This window comes from Leclercia sp., assembly GCF_036780805.1.
In the GTDB taxonomy this organism is placed as follows: domain Bacteria; phylum Pseudomonadota; class Gammaproteobacteria; order Enterobacterales; family Enterobacteriaceae; genus Enterobacter.
In genome coordinates this window covers 249,965-269,195 of record NZ_DAIQCE010000004.1, presented here as the reverse complement: position 1 = coordinate 269,195, position 19,231 = coordinate 249,965, and the positions used below count along the sequence as shown (strand labels likewise).

Annotated in this window: 17 protein-coding genes, 1 pseudogene and 1 riboswitch; of the genes and pseudogenes, 11 read left to right on the top strand and 7 right to left on the bottom strand. The window is 57.7% G+C overall.

The window, feature by feature from the left end:
• The first annotated feature begins 276 nt into the window (after positions 1-276).
• Positions 277-1,866: a bifunctional phosphoribosylaminoimidazolecarboxamide formyltransferase/IMP cyclohydrolase gene (purH, locus tag V7Q49_RS14105; RefSeq protein ID WP_333852858.1), complete on the top strand. Its 1,590-nt coding sequence runs from the start codon at positions 277-279 to the stop codon at positions 1,864-1,866.
• A gap of 15 nt (positions 1,867-1,881) precedes the next feature.
• Positions 1,882-3,174 carry a phosphoribosylamine--glycine ligase gene (purD, locus tag V7Q49_RS14100; protein ID WP_333852857.1) on the top strand — a complete coding sequence of 431 codons (1,293 nt, stop codon included), beginning with the start codon at positions 1,882-1,884 and terminating at the stop codon, positions 3,172-3,174.
• 105 nt (positions 3,175-3,279) lie between these two features.
• On the opposite strand, the gene V7Q49_RS14095 is transcribed toward purD, so the two are convergent.
• The 6 genes from V7Q49_RS14095 to nudC form a co-directional block, all read right to left on the bottom strand.
• A complete protein-coding gene (locus tag V7Q49_RS14095) occupies positions 3,280-3,972 on the bottom strand; it encodes a DUF1481 domain-containing protein (protein WP_333852856.1) in 693 nt (230 codons plus the stop codon).
• Between the two features lie 11 nt (positions 3,973-3,983).
• Positions 3,984-4,256: a nucleoid-associated protein HU-alpha gene (gene hupA / locus V7Q49_RS14090; protein WP_032615913.1), complete on the bottom strand. Its 273-nt coding sequence runs from the start codon at positions 4,254-4,256 to the stop codon at positions 3,984-3,986.
• A gap of 186 nt (positions 4,257-4,442) precedes the next feature.
• Positions 4,443-5,033: a YjaG family protein gene (locus tag V7Q49_RS14085; RefSeq protein WP_333852852.1), complete on the bottom strand. Its 591-nt coding sequence runs from the start codon at positions 5,031-5,033 to the stop codon at positions 4,443-4,445.
• A gap of 41 nt (positions 5,034-5,074) precedes the next feature.
• The gene (gene nfi, locus V7Q49_RS14080; RefSeq protein ID WP_333852850.1) at positions 5,075-5,746 is read right to left on the bottom strand and encodes a deoxyribonuclease V; all 672 of its coding nucleotides are present in this window, start codon (positions 5,744-5,746) and stop codon (positions 5,075-5,077) included.
• Between the two features lie 9 nt (positions 5,747-5,755).
• Positions 5,756-6,820, bottom strand: coding sequence for a uroporphyrinogen decarboxylase (gene hemE, locus V7Q49_RS14075; RefSeq protein WP_333852848.1), 1,065 nt, complete (start codon positions 6,818-6,820; stop codon positions 5,756-5,758).
• Positions 6,821-6,862: 42 nt separating this feature from the next.
• Positions 6,863-7,636 carry an NAD(+) diphosphatase gene (nudC, locus tag V7Q49_RS14070; RefSeq protein WP_333852846.1) on the bottom strand — a complete coding sequence of 258 codons (774 nt, stop codon included), beginning with the start codon at positions 7,634-7,636 and terminating at the stop codon, positions 6,863-6,865.
• 95 nt (positions 7,637-7,731) lie between these two features.
• On the opposite strand from nudC, the gene rsd reads away from it, so the two are divergent.
• From rsd to V7Q49_RS14025, 9 genes and pseudogenes are all read left to right on the top strand, one after another.
• Positions 7,732-8,229 carry a sigma D regulator gene (rsd, locus tag V7Q49_RS14065; protein WP_333852844.1) on the top strand — a complete coding sequence of 166 codons (498 nt, stop codon included), beginning with the start codon at positions 7,732-7,734 and terminating at the stop codon, positions 8,227-8,229.
• A gap of 53 nt (positions 8,230-8,282) precedes the next feature.
• A riboswitch (TPP riboswitch) is annotated at positions 8,283-8,391 on the top strand.
• A gap of 76 nt (positions 8,392-8,467) precedes the next feature.
• On the top strand, positions 8,468-10,363 hold the full coding sequence (gene thiC, locus V7Q49_RS14060; RefSeq protein ID WP_333852842.1) for a phosphomethylpyrimidine synthase ThiC: 1,896 nt from the start codon (positions 8,468-8,470) through the stop codon (positions 10,361-10,363).
• Entirely contained in the window at positions 10,363-10,998 is a 636-nt protein-coding gene (thiE, locus tag V7Q49_RS14055) for a thiamine phosphate synthase (RefSeq protein ID WP_333852840.1), read from the top strand. The genes thiC and thiE overlap by 1 nt, the downstream gene beginning before the upstream one ends.
• The gene (locus V7Q49_RS14050) at positions 10,991-11,746 is read left to right on the top strand and encodes a HesA/MoeB/ThiF family protein (protein ID WP_333852838.1); all 756 of its coding nucleotides are present in this window, start codon (positions 10,991-10,993) and stop codon (positions 11,744-11,746) included. The genes thiE and V7Q49_RS14050 overlap by 8 nt, the downstream gene beginning before the upstream one ends.
• Entirely contained in the window at positions 11,730-11,930 is a 201-nt protein-coding gene (gene thiS / locus V7Q49_RS14045; RefSeq protein WP_333852836.1) for a sulfur carrier protein ThiS, read from the top strand. The genes V7Q49_RS14050 and thiS overlap by 17 nt, the downstream gene beginning before the upstream one ends.
• A 1-nt stretch (position 11,931) precedes the next feature.
• A pseudogene (thiG, locus tag V7Q49_RS14040) lies at positions 11,932-12,740 on the top strand (thiazole synthase).
• A complete protein-coding gene (gene thiH, locus V7Q49_RS14035) occupies positions 12,740-13,873 on the top strand; it encodes a 2-iminoacetate synthase ThiH (protein WP_333852834.1) in 1,134 nt (377 codons plus the stop codon). Before thiG ends, thiH begins: the two are co-directional and overlap by 1 nt.
• Before the next feature lie 291 nt (positions 13,874-14,164).
• Positions 14,165-14,470 carry a PTS sugar transporter subunit IIB gene (locus V7Q49_RS14030; RefSeq protein WP_039028885.1) on the top strand — a complete coding sequence of 102 codons (306 nt, stop codon included), beginning with the start codon at positions 14,165-14,167 and terminating at the stop codon, positions 14,468-14,470.
• A gap of 3 nt (positions 14,471-14,473) precedes the next feature.
• Complete coding sequence (locus V7Q49_RS14025; RefSeq protein ID WP_333852830.1) at positions 14,474-14,791, top strand: PTS lactose/cellobiose transporter subunit IIA; 318 nt, start codon at positions 14,474-14,476, stop codon at positions 14,789-14,791.
• A gap of 144 nt (positions 14,792-14,935) precedes the next feature.
• On the opposite strand, the gene rpoC is transcribed toward V7Q49_RS14025, so the two are convergent.
• Complete coding sequence (rpoC, locus tag V7Q49_RS14020; RefSeq protein ID WP_333852828.1) at positions 14,936-19,159, bottom strand: DNA-directed RNA polymerase subunit beta'; 4,224 nt, start codon at positions 19,157-19,159, stop codon at positions 14,936-14,938.
• Positions 19,160-19,231: the final 72 nt, after the last annotated feature.

The window sequence follows — 19,231 nt, the reverse complement described above, 5'->3', positions numbered from 1 at the left end:
GAGGCGCATTATAGGGAGTTCTTCCGGGGCCGCAACCCTTAAATGACAGAAAAATAACTGACTGCTGCATTCCCCAGCAAAACCCCACCTTATACCTGATTACTCACAGACTTATCCACAACGCGACGAAAAAGTGAAAATGTGCGAGCGTTGCGCAAACGTTTTCGTTAAAATGCTCGCGCTAAATAAAGCGCCCCCGCCGGGTGTGTTAGTTGAGTTTTTATGTGGAAAATTCACCTAACGCTCTCTGTAATCGTCAAATCCAGGGGATTTACCATGCAACAACGTCGTCCAGTCCGCCGCGCTCTGCTCAGTGTTTCTGATAAAGCCGGTATCGTCGAATTCGCTCAGGCACTTTCTGCACGTGGTGTGGAGCTGCTGTCCACTGGCGGTACCGCTCGCCTGTTAGCAGAGAAAGGCCTGCCGGTAACCGAAGTGTCCGATTACACCGGTTTCCCGGAAATGATGGATGGACGCGTCAAAACCCTGCACCCGAAAGTCCATGGCGGCATTCTGGGTCGTCGCGGTCAGGATGACGGCATTATGGATCAGCACGGGATCGCGCCGATCGATATGGTTGTCGTTAACCTCTATCCGTTCGCCCAGACCGTTGCCCGTGAAAACTGCTCGCTGGAAGATGCGGTAGAGAATATCGATATCGGCGGCCCGACCATGGTGCGCTCCGCCGCCAAGAACCATAAAGATGTGGCCATCGTGGTAAAGAGCAGCGACTACGACGCCATTATTAAAGAGATGGATGCCAACGAAGGCTCACTGAATCTTGAGACCCGCTTCGACCTCGCCATTAAAGCGTTCGAACACACCGCCGCCTACGACAGCATGATCGCCAATTACTTCGGTAGCCTGGTGCCGGCTTACCACGGTGAAAGCAAAGATCCTTCCGGTCGCTTCTCTCGTACCTTAAACCTGAACTTCATTAAGAAGCAGGATATGCGCTACGGTGAAAACAGCCACCAGCAGGCTGCCTTCTATATAGAAGAAGAGGTAAAAGAAGCTTCCGTTGCCACCGCTCAGCAGGTTCAGGGCAAAGCGCTCTCCTATAACAACATCGCGGACACCGACGCGGCGCTGGAGTGCGTGAAAGAGTTCAGCGAGCCAGCCTGCGTGATCGTCAAGCACGCTAACCCATGCGGCGTAGCGGTCAGCACCTCGATTCTGGATGCCTACGATCGCGCGTACAAAACCGACCCGACCTCGGCGTTCGGCGGCATTATCGCCTTCAACCGTGAACTGGATGCCGAAACCGCTCAGGCGATCATCTCCCGTCAGTTCGTTGAAGTGATCATCGCCCCTTCTGCTACCGAAGAAGCCCTGAAAATCACCGCGGCGAAACAGAACGTTCGCGTACTGACCTGTGGCCAGTGGGCGGAACGCGTTCCGGGCCTGGACTTCAAACGTGTCAACGGCGGTCTGCTGGTTCAGGATCGCGATCTGGGTATGGTGACAGAAGCCGACCTGCGCGTGGTCAGCAAGCGTCAGCCGACCGAGCAGGAACTGCGTGATGCGCTGTTCTGCTGGAAAGTGGCGAAGTTCGTGAAATCCAACGCCATCGTCTATGCGAAAGAGAACATGACCATCGGGATAGGCGCAGGCCAGATGAGCCGCGTCTACTCCGCGAAAATTGCCGGTATCAAGGCAGGCGACGAAGGTCTGGAAGTAAAAGGCTCCGCCATGGCCTCTGACGCCTTCTTCCCGTTCCGTGACGGCATCGACGCGGCTGCGGCTGTGGGCATCACCTGCGTGATCCAGCCTGGCGGTTCTATCCGCGATGACGAAGTTATTGCCGCTGCCGACGAACACGGCATCGCGATGATCTTCACCGACATGCGTCATTTCCGCCATTAATTCCCGGAGCAGAGAATGAAAGTATTAGTGATTGGTAACGGCGGGCGTGAGCACGCCCTGGCGTGGAAAGCGGCGCAGTCACCGCAGGTGAAAACGGTCTTCGTGGCACCGGGCAATGCCGGTACCGCACTGGAACCCGCGCTGCAGAACGTCAACATCGGCGTGACCGATATTCCGGGGCTGCTGAGCTTTGCCCAGAACGAGAAGATCGACCTGACCATCGTCGGCCCGGAAGCGCCGCTGGTGATTGGCGTGGTCGATGCCTTCCGCGCGGCGGGCCTGACCATTTTCGGCCCGACCGAAGGTGCCGCCCAACTCGAAGGCTCTAAAGCCTTCACCAAAGATTTCCTCGCGCGTCACAACATTCCGACGGCGGAATACCAGAACTTCACCGACGTGGAGCCAGCCCTGGCGTATCTGCGTGAGAAAGGCGCGCCGATTGTAATCAAGGCCGACGGCCTGGCCGCCGGTAAAGGCGTGATCGTGGCGATGACCCTCGAAGAGGCGGAAGCCGCGGTTCAGGATATGCTGGCAGGTAACGCTTTTGGCGACGCCGGTCACCGAATCGTGATTGAGGAGTTCCTCGACGGGGAAGAAGCGAGCTTTATCGTGATGGTCGACGGCGAGCATGTCCTGCCGATGGCCACCAGCCAGGACCACAAGCGCGTTGGCGATGCGGATACCGGCCCGAACACCGGTGGGATGGGTGCCTACTCTCCTGCACCGGTGGTGACCGATGAAGTTCACCAGCGCACCATGGAACGCATCATCTGGCCAACCGTGAAAGGCATGGCGGCGGAAGGCAATACCTACACCGGTTTCCTCTATGCGGGCCTGATGATCGACAAGCAGGGCAACCCGAAGGTAATCGAGTTCAACTGCCGCTTTGGCGATCCGGAAACGCAACCGATCATGCTGCGCATGAAATCCGATCTGGTGGATCTTTGCCTGGCGGCCTGCGAAGGCAAGCTGGACACGAAAACCTCCGAGTGGGACGAGCGTGCGTCGCTGGGCGTGGTGATTGCGGCGGGCGGTTATCCGGGCAACTACAGCACCGGGGATGAGATCCATGGTTTGCCGCTGGAGCAGGTTGAAGGCGCGAAGGTGTTCCATGCCGGCACAACGCTGTCTGATGACGATCGCGTGCTGACTAACGGTGGCCGCGTTCTGTGCGCCACCGCGCTGGGTCATACCGTCGCACAAGCACAGCAGCGCGCCTATGCTCTGATGGCGGATATTCGCTGGAACGGCAGCTTCAGCCGTAACGATATTGGTTATCGTGCGATTGCGCGGGAGCAAGGGGAGTAACGGAGCAGTCTGTTCCCCCCTCACCCTGGCCCTCTCCCCATAGGGGAGAGGGGATCGTTCGTAGGCCGGATAAGCGTCAGCGCCATCCGGCTTAATCCACAGAACTTAAAAACTCTTCTCGGTCGGCTGCCAGGTGCAGAAATCTTCGTTAGCCACCAGCAGCAGCTGGGATCCTTCCGGCGCTTCCAGCCACGCTACGCTGACTTCCATGGATGAATGGCTCTGACGGCGTCCGATATGGCCCGTCGCCCAGCTATCAAGATCCGGTTTCAGAGTCTGGCCTTCGCAGGTGGTCACGGTGCCGTCGGCATGCCAGCGCCCCTGATGCAGTACCACCCGCCCCTGGCGTAGCGCGTCGCTGGTCTGACGAACCTGATCGGCACGGTAACGATAGAGGTCAATTTGATCGGTGGAGAGTTGCTGCTTAAGACCGCCGATTTCACGCTGCATAAAGCTCAGCTCACCGTGGTCGTCAAAACGCACCCGCACATGCTCGGGCACCTTGCTGTAGATATTCACATCGATAAGGGTAAGCGTATCACCCTGCCAGCTGTACTCGCTGGTAGTGGTACTGCCGCTGTGCCAGGGACTAAAGGCGGAGAGCAGATGGACTTCATCGTCCGTGTCTTTACGCCAGATTCGGACCGCGCCCTGATCGTCAGCGTAACCGCTGGCGGTAAACGGCGGCAGAGAGGAGTCATGGCTGCAGGCAGACAGCAAAAGTATGCCTGCCAGCGCCATTGCCTGGCGCCAGACAGACAAAAGGGGCGAAACCGCCCCCTCGATAAAACTGTTCACTGCTACGCGGCTTACTTAACTGCGTCTTTCAGTGCTTTGCCAGAAACAAATGCTGGCACGTTAGCTGCAGCGATTTTGATTTCGTTACCGGTCTGCGGGTTGCGGCCAGTACGCTCAGCGCGGTGGTTCACTTTGAAGGTACCGAAACCTACCAGTTGTACAGCATCGCCTTCTTTCAGAGACTCAGTAATAGCAGCCAGGGTGGATTCCAGAGCAGCTTTAGCCTGTACTTTAGACAGATCAGCCTTGTCCGCAATTACATCAATCAGTTGAGTCTTGTTCATAAGTTATCCTTTCAATGTGTTTATCGCTTGCTAAGCATCGAGTGCGACGAAAATGCCAAAAAAGCACTCTCCTGCATACACGCACCGATAGCCACTTTTTTTCGCCCCCCAAATGTAGACCAGACGGGGGGCAGAAGGGAAGAGTACAGGTATGACAAAACAGGCGTAAAATCACGTTTTATTGTTTCACTGGTGAAGATTTATACCAATGTTACTCTCGCCTGCCTCACGCAAGTCTGCACGCAGACCTTTAATCAGCTCGATATCGCGTTCTTCGCACTCTGCCAGCAAACGGAATATTTCCCACTGGATGTCCCATTCCTGCTCAACAGCCGGGTTTAAACGCAGCTCTTCATCGGTCATTTCACGACCTGCCTGGGTCATCTCCAGCATCGCCACGGAAGTAATGGAGGCCTTACTGACTTCGATGGCATGTTCCAGAGTTTCGCCACTCAGGCGCGAGTGAATCAGTTCACTTAGTGCCACACAGGCATCAATCGCCGGATAGACACCATAGACATCATAGTCATCAGCTGCGGGAATCGCCTCTTCCAGCTTATCGAGCTGAGAATCGAAGTTCACCTTCGCATCCTTGACCGTCAGCGTCTCCCACACCAGATCGAGAATACGGCGATACAGCTGGCCGTCACCAAATTCAGTCTGCTTGCAGAACATGGCGTAGTTCGGGTACATGCGTTCGCACAGGCAGGCCATAAAGGTGACATGCTGCCAGCTTTCCAGCTTCTCGAGGCGCAGGTGAATCGGGTTTTGTAACATGATGAAGTCTCGAATCGAAAATTAGCCGCAGTTTACCTGAATCAGCGCTGAATTTCCTGCCAACGAACAAAAGCCGGACGCCCGGAAGCCACCGCATCGGCCCAGCGGGTCGGCTCCGGTAATCGATAGCCCTTCATGCAGCGCTGCACCCACGCCAGTGCGGTGTCAGTACTGACGCGATGCCCGGTGGCGATGAATAGCGGATTGCAGCGCGCCTTACTGCGCCAGACCCACGCCAGCTGTTCGCCTTTGTCCATCAGCGGGGCCAGCGCGCCGGGCTCTGCCGACAGGGGTTCAAACTTACCGCAGAGGCGCTTCTTCGCCACTCCGATGGTCGGAACATCCACCAGCAGACCAAAATGGCTGGCCACACCGAGACGGCGCGGGTGGGAGATCCCGTGTCCATCGACGAACAGCAGGTCGGGTCTTTGCGAGAGCTGATCCCACGCCGCCAACAGCGCGGGATATTCACGAAAAGAGAGGAAGCCGGGGATGTAAGGCATGGTGGTGGCGATGCGCGCTACCTGGTACTCAACCAGCTCCAGCTCGGGCCAGGTCAGCAGTACTATCGCCGCCCGCGTCACCTCTCCGCCCTGCTCAAACCCGACATCCGCCCCGGCAATCAGCGTGGGTGGGTCTTTATCCAGCCGGTCTTCACGGGAAACCGACGCAGCAAGTTTAAGTTGTTGAGCGCGAAGTGACGCAAGATCCATAACGACTCCTTACAGGTGATACTGGGCAGAAAGTCGGTGCACCGCCTCCACAAACACGCCTGCATGTTCTGGCGGTACATCCTGATGAATACCGTGCCCCAGGTTAAACACATGGCCTTCGCCCTGACCGAAGCCCGCCAGAATGGTCGCGACTTCTTCTTCAATACGGGCGGCCGGAGCATACAGCATAGACGGATCCATGTTGCCCTGCAGGGCGACTTTGTCCCCTACGCGACGGCGCGCATCGGCAATATCGGTAGTCCAGTCAAGGCCCAGCGCATCACAGCCGGTCTCGGCCAGGGCTTCCAGCCACTGCCCGCCGCCTTTGGTGAAGAGGGTCACCGGCACGCGACGGCCTTCGTTTTCACGCAGCAGGCCATCGACGATTTTATGCATGTAGTAGAGCGAGAACTGCTGATAATCGCGGCCGGTCAGCACCCCACCCCAGGTGTCGAAGATCATTACCGACTGGGCACCCGCTTTGATCTGCGCGTTCAGGTACAGGGTGACGCTTTTCGCCAGCTTATCCAGCAGGGCGTGCAGCGCCAGCGGATCGGCGTACATCATCTTTTTGATCACGGTGAAGGCTTTGCTGCTGCCGCCTTCAACCATGTAGGTCGCCAGCGTCCACGGGCTGCCGGAGAAACCAATCAGCGGCACGTCGCCTTTCAGCTCGCGGCGAATGGTGCGCACCGCATTCATCACATAACCGAGCTCCTGCTCCGGATCCGGAATCGGCAGGTTGTCGATGTCCGCTTTGCTCTTAATCGGCGAGCTAAAGCGCGGGCCTTCGCCGGTTTCAAAGTACAGGCCAAGCCCCATCGCGTCCGGGATGGTCAGGATATCAGAGAAGAGGATCGCCGCGTCCAGCGGATAACGGCGCAGCGGCTGAAGCGTCACTTCGCAGGCCAGCTCCGCGTTTTTGCACAGCGACATAAAATCGCCCGCCTGCGCGCGCGTGGCTTTGTATTCCGGCAAATAGCGGCCCGCCTGGCGCATCATCCATACCGGGGTGACATCAACGGGTTGGCGCAGCAGCGCACGCAGATAACGATCGTTCTTCAGTTCGGTCATTTTTGCAGTTCCTTAAGCGTCTTATCTCCAGTGTAACATGTCTCACACATCGTCAGCCCGACACATTGCCACGGTATCTTCTATCAGGCGGCGCGCCACGGTGCCGGGCGGTGGCAGCAGTGGTAAATCGTCGTAGCGATACCAGTCGGCGGACAGCAGCTCTTTCTGATCGATAACGATCTCGCCGCTGTCGTACTCGGCCATAAAGGCGGTCATCAGCGACTGTGGGAACGGCCACGGCTGGGAGGTGACATAACGCAGGTTCTTCACCTTGATGCCGCTCTCCTCCATCACTTCCCGCGCCACGGCCTGCTCCAGGGTTTCACCCACTTCGACAAACCCGGCCAGTACGGTATGCACTCCGTTGCGATGACGGGTGTGTTGCGCCAGCAGGATGGCGTCATCCCGGCGGATGGCGACGATAATGCACGGCGCGATTTGCGGATAATAGCGTTCCCGACAGTGGCTGCAGAGCATCGCCCACTCGGTTTTGCTCGGGTGCATGGTGTGGCCGCAGTAGCCGCAGAACTTATGCGAGCGATAAAACTCGGCCAACTGCACAGCACGGCCCGCCAGCTGGAACAAGCCAACATCGAGATCGAGCACCTGGCGCACCGATCCCATGTCGTGACGGCGATTTTGCTGGATCAACCACACAGAATCGCCCTTCCACTCGCCGATATTTAGTGCGGGTTGTCCCGCAAGATCGAAATTATTTGCTTCGCCATAGGGTAATTCACCACCGGGCAACCATAATTTTTGTTCATGGCTGACTAACCACCAGCCGCGATCCGATTTTTCAATTATACGATCCATATCTATTGCACTACCTTTGCTTCACAGGCATGTTGGTAACAATACTATTACATTTTGGGTGGGCAGCTTTTAATCTTAACCTTGCGGAGTCAAACATGCTAAACCAGCTAGAAAACCTGACAGAGCGCGTTGGCGGAAGTAACAAACTGGTCGATCGCTGGCTGCACGTGCGGAAACATCTGCTTGTTGCCTATTACAATCTCGTTGGCATTAAGCCTGGCAAAGAGTCTTATATGCGCCTGAACGAAAAAGCGCTGGACGATTTCTGTCAGAGCCTGGTCGATTACCTTTCCAACGGTCATTTTAATATTTATGAACGCTTTATCCGTGAAATGGAAGGTAAGAGCCCGTATTTAGCGGCAACCAAACTCTATCCCCTGCTGGAAGCCAATACCCAGCAAATCATGGATTACTACGACTCGACGCTCGAAAACGCCATCGATCAGGATAACTACCTGGAATTTCAGCAGGCGCTTTCCGATATCGGCGAGGCGCTGGAGCAACGCTTTACGCTGGAAGACAACCTGATCGCCCTTGCGCTGGATCACAATCTGAAGGCAAGCAACGAAGATAACGTCGCCCGACCGGCTTGAGTTATTCCTCGTTAACGCGTAGTTTACATTCACTGCTCCCGCTGTAGGGGAGCCTATTCTTGTCGGAGTGCCCAGTGCGAAAGCCGGGCTGAGACCGTTAATTCGGGATCCGCGGAACCTGATCAGGTTAAGACCTGCGAAGGGAACAAGAGTCAATTTACTGTATCGCCTACGGGCGATCCTCTCTTGCTTCATCCGTCGTCTGACAAGCCACTTCCTGCACTTACTGGAACGAGCTATGTCTGCCACAAAAATGACCCGCCGCGAACAGCGCGCGCACGCCCAACACTTTATCGACACCCTGGAAGGCACCGCTTTCCCCAACTCGAAACGCATCTATCTGACCGGTTCGCAGGATGATATTCGCGTGCCGATGCGCGAGATCCAGCTCAGCCCGACATTAATCGGCGGCAGCAAAAACAACCCGCAGTTTGAAGAGAACGAAGCGGTGCCGGTCTACGACACCTCCGGGCCATACGGCGATCCGGATGTGGCGATTAACGTCCAGCAGGGTCTGGCGAAGCTGCGCCAGCCGTGGATTGCGGCCCGTAACGACTGCGAAGCCCTGAACGAACAAAGCTCGGCCTATACCCGGGAACGTCTGGCCGACGACGGTCTGGACGAGCTGCGCTTCACCGGTCTGCTGACGCCGAAGCGTGCCAGAGCGGGTAAATGCGTGACCCAGCTGCACTACGCCCGCCAGGGGATCGTGACGCCGGAGATGGAGTTTATCGCCATCCGCGAAAACATGGGCCGCGAGCGCATTCGTGGCGAAGTGCTGCGCCACCAGCATCCGGGCGAAGGCTTTGGCGCCCGCCTGCCGGAGAACATTACCCCGGAATTTGTGCGTGACGAGGTGGCCGCTGGTCGTGCCATTATCCCGGCCAACATCAACCACCCGGAATCCGAGCCGATGATCATCGGCCGTAATTTCCTGGTGAAGGTGAATGCCAACATCGGTAACTCGGCCGTCACCTCCTCCATCGAAGAAGAGGTAGAGAAACTGGTCTGGTCCACCCGCTGGGGCGCGGATACGGTGATGGACCTCTCCACCGGGCGCTATATTCACGAAACCCGCGAGTGGATCCTGCGTAACAGCCCAGTGCCGATTGGTACGGTGCCCATCTATCAGGCGCTGGAGAAGGTTAACGGCATTGCGGAAGATCTCACCTGGGAAGCGTTCCGCGATACGCTGCTGGAGCAGGCCGAGCAAGGGGTCGACTACTTCACCATCCACGCCGGGGTGCTGCTGCGCTACGTGCCGATGACCGCGAAACGCCTGACCGGCATCGTCTCCCGTGGCGGCTCGATCATGGCGAAATGGTGCCTGTCCCATCATCAGGAGAACTTCCTGTATGAGCATTTCCGCGAGATCTGCGAAATCTGCGCCGCGTACGACGTCTCCCTGTCGCTGGGCGATGGCCTGCGCCCGGGCTCCATCCGCGACGCCAACGACGAAGCGCAGTTTGCCGAGCTGCACACCCTGGGCGAGCTGACCAAAATTGCCTGGGAGTATGACGTCCAGGTGATGATTGAAGGCCCGGGCCACGTGCCGATGCAGATGATCCGCCGCAACATGACCGAGGAGCTGGAGCACTGCCACGAAGCACCGTTCTACACCCTGGGGCCGCTAACCACCGACATCGCGCCGGGCTATGACCACTTCACCTCCGGGATTGGCGCGGCAATGATCGGTTGGTTTGGCTGCGCCATGCTCTGCTACGTCACGCCGAAAGAGCACCTCGGCCTGCCGAACAAAGAAGACGTGAAGCAGGGGCTGATCACCTACAAGATTGCTGCCCATGCCGCCGACCTGGCGAAGGGCCACCCGGGCGCGCAGATCCGCGATAACGCCATGTCGAAAGCACGCTTCGAATTCCGCTGGGAAGATCAGTTCAATCTGGCACTCGACCCCTTCACCGCCCGCGCCTATCACGACGAAACCCTGCCGCAGGAATCCGGCAAAGTGGCGCACTTCTGCTCCATGTGCGGACCAAAATTCTGCTCGATGAAAATCAGCCAGGAGGTGCGCGACTACGCCGCGGCGCAGACCATCGAAGTGGGGATGGCCGACATGTCGGAAAGCTTCCGCGCTAAAGGCGGCGAGATCTACCTCAAAAAAGAGGAGGCGTAATGTATCAACCCAACTTCCCGCCGGTGCCCTTTCGTCTGGGACTCTATCCGGTCGTCGACAGCGTGGCCTGGATCGAACGTTTGCTGGCCGCGGGCGTAAAAACGATCCAGCTACGCATCAAAGATAAGCAGGATGACGAGGTCGAGGCCGATATCGTGGCGGCCATTGCCCTGGGGCGTCGCCACGATGCCCGCCTGTTCATCAATGACTACTGGCGGCTGGCGATTAAACATCAGGCTTACGGTGTGCATCTTGGTCAGGAAGACCTGGAGACCACCGACCTTGCGGCCATTCGTGCCGCCGGGTTACGCCTCGGCGTCTCGACCCACGACGACATGGAGATCGACGTGGCGCTGGCGGCGCATCCGTCCTATATCGCCCTCGGGCACGTATTTCCCACCCAGACCAAACAGATGCCTTCCGCGCCTCAGGGGCTGGAACAGCTGGCCCGGCATATCGAACGCCTTGCGGATTACCCTACCGTCGCCATCGGCGGTATCAGCCTCGAACGCGCCCCGTCGGTGCTGGCGACCGGCGTCGGCAGCATCGCGGTGGTGAGCGCCATCACCCAGGCCGCTGACTGGCAGGCGGCAACGGCACATCTGCTACAGCTGGCGGGGGCGGGCGATGAATGACCGTGACTTTATGCGCTACAGCCGCCAGATCCTGCTGGAGGATATCGCCATCGACGGGCAGCAGAAGCTGCTCGCCAGCCGGGTCCTGCTGGTCGGTCTCGGCGGCTTAGGCGCCCCGGCGGCGCTGTACCTGGCCGGGGCCGGGATCGGCACTCTGGTGCTGGCCGACGATGACGAGGTGCATCTGAGTAATTTGCAGCGGCAGATTATGTTTACCACCGACGATATCGCCCAGCCAAAAGCGCAGGTGACGCAGCGTCGGCTGCAACAGCTCAACCCGGACATTCAGCTGATTGCCCTGCAGACCCGTCTGGAAGGCAAAGCGCTGCAGGAGGAGATCGCCCGCGCCGACGTGGTGCTGGACTGCACCGATAACATGGCCACCCGCCAGGCGATCAACGCCGCCTGCGTGCTGCTCAACACGCCGCTCATCACCGCCAGCGCGGTGGGCTTTGGTGGCCAGATGATGGTGCTGACGCCGCCATGGGCGCAGGGCTGCTACCGCTGCCTGTGGCCGGAGGATGACGAGCCGCAACGCAACTGCCGCACCGCGGGTATCGTCGGGCCGGTGGTCGGGGTGATGGGAACCCTACAGGCGCTGGAGGCGATCAAGCTGCTCAGCAACATCGAGACCCCGCGCAACACGCTGCGCCTGTTCGATGCCCGGGCAGGAAGCTGGCGGCAGCTGGCCCTGCAGCGCGCCCGCGGCTGCGAAGTGTGTGGAGGGCAGCATGCGGATCCTGTTTAACGACGAACCGATGCAGTGCGTGGACGGCATAACCGTCGCCACCCTGCTCCACCAGCTGCGCCAGTTAAAACCCGGGGTCGCGCTGGCCCTTAATCAACAGATCCTGCCGCGCGAGCAGTGGGATAAACAGCAGGTCAGCGAAGGCGATCGGATCCTGCTCTTTCAGGTGATTGCCGGAGGCTGAGATGTTACGTATTGCTGATAAAATTTTTGATTCACATCTGTTTACCGGCACCGGGAAATTTGCCTCGCCGCAGCTGATGGTAGACGCCATTCGTGAGAGTGGCAGCCAGCTGGTGACGCTGGCGATGAAGCGGGTCGATCTGCGCAATCACAATGACGCTATTCTGGCCCCGCTGCTGGAGGCGGGCGTGAGCCTGCTGCCCAATACCTCCGGGGCGAAAACCGCGGAGGAAGCGGTGTTCGCCGCCCGGCTGGCACGCGAGGCGCTGGGGACGCACTGGCTGAAGCTGGAGATCCACCCCGATGCCCGCTGGCTGCTGCCCGATCCCATCGAGACGCTGAAAGCCGCGGAGATGCTGGTCAAAGAGGGGTTCACGGTGCTGCCCTACTGCGGCGCCGATCCGGTGCTGTGCAAACGGCTCGAAGAGGCGGGTTGCGCGGCGGTGATGCCGCTCGGCGCGCCGATCGGCTCCAACCAGGGGCTGGAAACCCGCGCGATGCTGGAGATTATCATTCAGCAGGCAACCGTGCCGGTGATCGTTGATGCCGGGATCGGCGTGCCCAGCCATGCCGCGCAGGCGCTGGAGATGGGTGCCGACGCGGTGCTGGTCAATACCGCCATTGCGGTTGCGGACGATCCGGTGAGGATGGCGCGGGCGTTTCGTCTGGCGGTGGAGGCGGATCCGGCAGCAAGGTCATGGGTTGGGTGTTCGTGGAGGCGGGCGTGCTGGCCCGCCAGTCTGGCCCCGGTTCGCGGCGCGCTGAAGCCCAGGCCACCAGCCCGTTAACCGGCTTTCTGGAGGCCTTCTGATGAACACCTTTACCGATCGCTGGCGCCAGCTCGACTGGGACGATATTCGTCTGCGTATCAACAGTAAAACCCCGGCGGACGTTGAGCGCGCTCTGACTGCCCGGCAGCCGACGCGCGAAGACATGATGGCCCTGCTCTCCCCCGCCGCCAGCGGCTATCTTGAGGCAATGGCGCAGCGGGCCCAGCGTCTGACCCGCCAGCGCTTTGGCAATACGGTGAGCTTTTATGTTCCGCTCTATCTCTCCAACCTGTGCGCCAATGACTGCACCTACTGCGGCTTCTCGATGAGCAACCACATCAAGCGCAAAACGCTGGATGAAAATGAGATAGCCCGGGAGTGTGCCGCCATCCGCGAGATGGGATTTGAGCATCTGCTGCTGGTCACCGGCGAGCATCAGACAAAGGTCGGGATGGACTATTTTCGCCGCCATCTCCCGGCCATTCGCCGCCGGTTCGCCTCATTACAGATGGAAGTGCAACCCCTGTCAGAAGCCGAGTATGGTGAGCTGAAAACGCTGGGGCTGGATGGCGTACTGGTCTATCAGGAGACCTACCACGAGGCGGTGTATGCCCAGCACCATCTGAAAGGTAAAAAGCAGGACTTCTTCTGGCGGCTGGAGACTCCGGATCGACTGGGCCGCGCCGGGATCGACAAGATCGGCCTCGGGGCATTAACCGGGCTTTCTGACAGCTGGCGAGTCGACAACTTTATGGTGGCGGAGCATCTGCTGTGGCTGCAGCAGCACTACTGGCAGAGCCGGTACTCGATCTCCTTCCCCCGGCTGCGCCCCTGCACTGGCGGCATCCAGCCCGCGTCGATCATGGATGAACGCCAGCTGGTGCAGACCATCTGCGCGTTTCGTCTGCTGGCACCGGAGGTGGAGCTATCCCTGTCGACCCGGGAATCTCCCGCGTTTCGCGATCGCGTCATTCCTCTGGCCATTAACAACGTCAGCGCCTTTTCAAAAACCCAGCCAGGCGGCTATGCCGACGATCATCCCGAGCTGGAGCAGTTTGCACCCCACGATAGCCGTCGCCCGGAAGAGGTTGCCGAAGCGCTCAGCCAGCAGGGATTGCAGCCGGTGTGGAAAGACTGGGACAGCTGGCTGGGACGCGCCTCGCAGCCAGGCTGAAAAAGAGTGTAACCCGATGAAGTTATTACGAGACGCCACGTAACTTCATCAACGGGCTATTGTCAGCCTGAGCATCTATTTTTTACGCTTATTACGTCAGCAGGGGATGCTGACCAGGGCGGAAAGCTTCTTCCTCGTTCCGCCCTGCCTTCCCCGTTCTGTAACAGTTGTAACCGGTTTCAGAAAATGCGGGTTTCTTTGTGATGCCTCACACACAATCGCGGTAACGCGGTTGTCGAAGCGGGCGGCGCGGGATAATTATCAATAAACACATGTACATTGGGGCTGACTATGAAGAACATCGTTTTATGCTGTGCAGCGGGAATGTCCACCAGCATGCTGGTTCAACGCATGAAAGACGCCGCGCAGAAAAAAGGGGTCGAAGTAACCATTAAAGCCGTACCGGTTGCTGAGTTTAAAGATGAAATTGCCGCAGCCGACATTGTGTTGCTTGGCCCGCAGGTCAAATACGAGCTCAATAATCTTCAGGCACAGGCAGAACCGCTGGGCAAAAAGGTCGCGGTTATCGACATGATGGATTACGGCATGATGAAAGGCGATGCCGTCCTCGAAAAAGCCCTCAAACTGCTGGAGTGACCCATGGCCGATTTAGAAACCATCATTATGGAGCTGCTGGTGAATGCCGGTGCAGCCCGCAGTTCAGCACTAACCGCCCTGCAGATGGCGCGCAAAGGCGATTTTGCCGATGCGGAAAAGGCGATGGAAGAGTCGCGTGAATTCGTTAAGCATGCGCATACCATCCAGACGAAGCTGATTGGTATGGATGAAGGCACCGGCAAGCTGCCGGTTAACCTGATTACCGTTCACTCTCAGGACCACCTGATGAACGCGATGGTGATTCAGGATCTGGCGGGAGATATGATCGAGCTCTATCGCCGGTTGCCGCTGGTGAACTAACCCGCCCGGTGGCGCTACGCTTACCGGGCCTACAACGACCCCGAACCGTAGGCCGGGTAAGCGCAGCGCCACCCGGCAACAGCCGCACCAGACACGCAAAAAAAAACCCGCCGAAGCGGGTTTTTTTATGGGCTGACGTCACGATTACTCGTTGTCAGAACCGCCCAGGCCTGCGTTCAGCAGCTCTGCCAGGCTGGCAGAGGCGTCTTCAGCAGTCACCTGTGGTGCAGCAGGGATTTCGCCCGCTGCGCGACGGCGCATACGATCCTGGTGGTACGCATAACCGGTACCGGCCGGGATCAGACGACCCACGATAACGTTCTCTTTCAGACCGCGCAGTTCGTCGCGTTTGCCCGCAACGGCTGCTTCGGTAAGCACACGAGTGGTCTCCTGGAACGATGCCGCGGAGATGAAGGACTCGGTTGCCAGAGACGCTTTGGTGATACCCAGCAGGTCACGTGCGAAGGTCGCACTGAGTTTGCCGTTCGCTTCAAGATCGCGGTTAGCAATCTTAACGCGGGAGTATTCAACCTGCTCACCTTCGAGGAAGTCGGAGCTACCGGCATTCACGATGGTGGCTTTACGCAGCATCTGACGAACGATAACTTCGATGTGCTTATCGTTGATCTTAACGCCTTGCAGACGGTAAACGTCCTGTACTTCGTTGGTGATGTAACGCGTTACCGCGTGGACGCCACGAAGACGCAGAATGTCGTGCGGTGCTTCCGGACCGTCGGAAACCACGTCACCACGTTCTACACGTTCACCTTCAAACACGTTGAGCTGACGCCATTTTGGAATCATCTCTTCGTACGGATCGCTGCCATCCAGCGGCGTGATCACCAGACGGCGCTTCCCTTTGGTCTCTTTACCGAAGGAAATGATACCGCTGATTTCAGCCAGGATTGCCGGCTCTTTCGGACGACGTGCTTCGAACAGGTCCGCAACGCGCGGCAGACCACCGGTAATATCTTTGGTACCGCTGGATTCCTGTGGAATACGCGCCAGAGCATCACCCGCACCGATCTGAACACCATCTTCCAGCTGGACAATCGCTTTACCTGGCAGGAAGTACTGAGCCGGCATGTCGGTGCCCGGGATCAGAACGTCGTTGCCGTTAGCATCAACGATTTTCAGTGCTGGACGCAGATCTTTACCACCCGCGGTACGTTCTGCAGAATCCAGAACCACCAGGGAAGAGAGACCGGTCAGGTCGTCGGTCTGACGAGTAATCGTCTGGCCGTCGATCATATCGGTGAAGCGAATGAAACCAGCCACTTCGGTGATTACCGGCATGGTGTGTGGATCCCAGTTCGCTACGGTTTCGCCGCCAGCAACCTGTTCGCCATCGCCTTTCGCCATAACAGCACCGTAAGGCACTTTATAGCTCTCTTTGGTACGACCGAATTCGTCGATCAGCTTCAGCTCGGTGTTACGAGAGGTCACAACCAGCTTACCGGAAGAGTTAACAACCGACTTCGCGTTGTTGAGCTTGATGCTACCTTTGTTTTTCACCTGGATGCTGGATTCAGCAGCCGCACGAGATGCCGCACCACCGATGTGGAACGTACGCATCGTCAGCTGTGTACCCGGCTCACCGATGGACTGTGCCGCGATAACACCGATCGCTTCACCTTTGTTGATGATGTGGCCACGCGCCAGGTCACGACCATAGCAGTGCGCACATACACCAAAGTCGGTGTCACAGGATACAACGGAACGGACTTTCACTGAGTCAACAGAGTTGGCTTCCAGCAGGTCACACCAGTGCTCGTGCAGCAGCGTGTTGCGTGGAACCAGGATGTCTGCTGTACCCGGCTTCAGAATGTCTTCCGCAGTCACACGACCCAGAACGCGATCGCGCAGTGGCTCTTTAACATCACCACCCTCGATAACCGGGGTCATGGTGATACCTTCGAGGGTGCCACAATCGTCTTCGGTAACAACCAGATCCTGTGCAACGTCAACCAGACGACGCGTCAGATAACCGGAGTTCGCAGTTTTCAGTGCGGTATCCGCCAGACCTTTACGCGCACCGTGCGTGGAGATGAAGTACTGGAGTACGTTCAGACCTTCACGGAAGTTCGCGGTGATTGGCGTTTCGATGATGGAGCCATCTGGCTTCGCCATCAGACCACGCATACCTGCCAACTGACGAATCTGTGCTGCAGAACCACGCGCACCGGAGTCGGCCATCATGTAGATGCTGTTGAAGGAAACCTGCTGCTCTTCGACGCCGTCACGGTTAATAACGGTTTCGGTCTGCAGGTTGTCCATCATCGCTTTGGATACACGATCGTTCGCCGCTGCCCAGATATCGATAACTTTGTTATAGCGTTCGCCCGCGGTAACCAGACCAGACTGGAACTGCTCCTGGATCTCAGCAACTTCGGCTTCCGCTTCAGAGATGATCTCGTGTTTCTTCTCTGGGATGACCATGTCATCGATACCAACAGAGGCACCTGAACGCGCTGCATAAGCAAAGCCGGTGTACATTGTCTGGTCAGCGAAGATAACGGTCGGCTTCAGGCCCAGGATGCGGTAACAGGTGTTCAGCATCTTGGAGATTGCTTTCTTGCCCAGCGCCTGGTTGACGATGGAGAAAGGCAGACCTTTCGGTACGATCATCCACAGAATGGCACGGCCAACGGTCGTGTCAATCAGGCTGGTTTTCGCAACGAGTTCGCCGTTTTCAGCTTTTTCATACTCGGTGATACGCACTTTTACACGCGCATGCAGAGAGGCCAGGCCAGCGCGATAAATACGCTCAGCTTCTTTCGGGCCAGTCAGCACCATGCCTTCGCCTTTGGCGTTAACACAGTCACGGGTCATGTAGTACAGACCCAGTACAACGTCCTGAGAAGGAACGATGATTGGTTCACCGTTCGCTGGAGACAGGATGTTGTTGGTAGACATCATCAGCGCACGCGCTTCGAGCTGGGCTTCCAGCGTCAGCGGTACGTGAACAGCCATCTGGTCACCATCGAAGTCGGCGTTATATGCCGCACAAACCAGCGGGTGCAGCTGGATAGCTTTACCTTCGATCAGTACTGGCTCAAAGGCCTGGATACCCAGACGGTGCAGGGTTGGCGCACGGTTCAGCAGTACCGGGTGTTCGCGGATAACTTCGTCCAGGATATCCCAAACGACAGCTTCTTCACGCTCAACCATCTTCTTAGCGGCTTTGATGGTGGTGGCAAGGCCACGCAGTTCCAGCTTGCCGTAGATGAACGGTTTGAACAGCTCCAGTGCCATTTTCTTCGGCAGACCGCACTGATGCAGACGCAGGTATGGACCTACGGTGATTACAGAACGACCGGAGTAGTCAACACGCTTACCGAGCAGGTTCTGACGGAAACGACCCTGCTTACCTTTGATCATGTCGGCCAAAGATTTCAGAGGACGCTTGTTAGAACCGGTGATCGCACGACCGCGACGACCGTTATCCAGCAGGGCATCTACCGCTTCCTGCAGCATACGTTTTTCGTTGCGTACGATGATATCTGGCGCAGCCAGATCCAGCAGACGTTTCAGACGGTTGTTACGGTTAATGACGCGACGATACAGATCGTTCAGGTCAGACGTCGCGAAACGACCACCATCCAGCGGTACCAGCGGACGCAGATCTGGCGGCAGAACCGGCAGAACGGTCAGGATCATCCACTCTGGTTTGTTACCAGACTGAACGAACGCTTCCAGCAGTTTGATACGCTTGGTCAGCTTTTTACGCTTGGTTTCGGAGTTGGTTTCGTTCAGCTCTTCACGCAGAGTTTCGCACTCTTGCTCCAGATCCATGCTCTTCAGCAGGGCCTGGATAGCTTCCGCACCCATCTTCGCGTCGAATTCGTCACCGAACTCTTCCAGCGCGTCCAGATACTGCTCTTCGGTCAGAATCTGGTTACGTTCCAGGTTCGTCATCCCGCCTTCGATAACCACATAAGATTCGAAGTACAGTACACGTTCGATATCGCGCAGCGGCATATCCAGCAGCAGGCCGATACGGGACGGCAGAGATTTCAGGAACCAGATGTGAGCAGTCGGAGACGCCAGCTCGATGTGGCCCATGCGCTCACGACGCACTTTAGTCTGGGTCACTTCAACGCCGCACTTCTCACAGATCACACCACGGTGTTTCAGGCGCTTGTACTTACCGCACAGGCACTCGTAATCTTTTACCGGCCCGAAAATACGCGCACAGAAAAGGCCGTCACGCTCAGGTTTGAACGTACGGTAGTTAATGGTTTCTGGCTTTTTAACTTCACCAAAAGACCATGAACGGATCATGTCTGGCGAGGCCAGAGCAATTTTGATCGCATCAAACTCTTCGGTTTTAGTTTGCGCTTTCAGAAACTTTAATAAGTCTTTCACGGATTTGCTCCCGTCGGAGTTAGCACAATCTGGTGCCGGAAACTACTCCGGCACCAGTGACCTGTTTGAGCG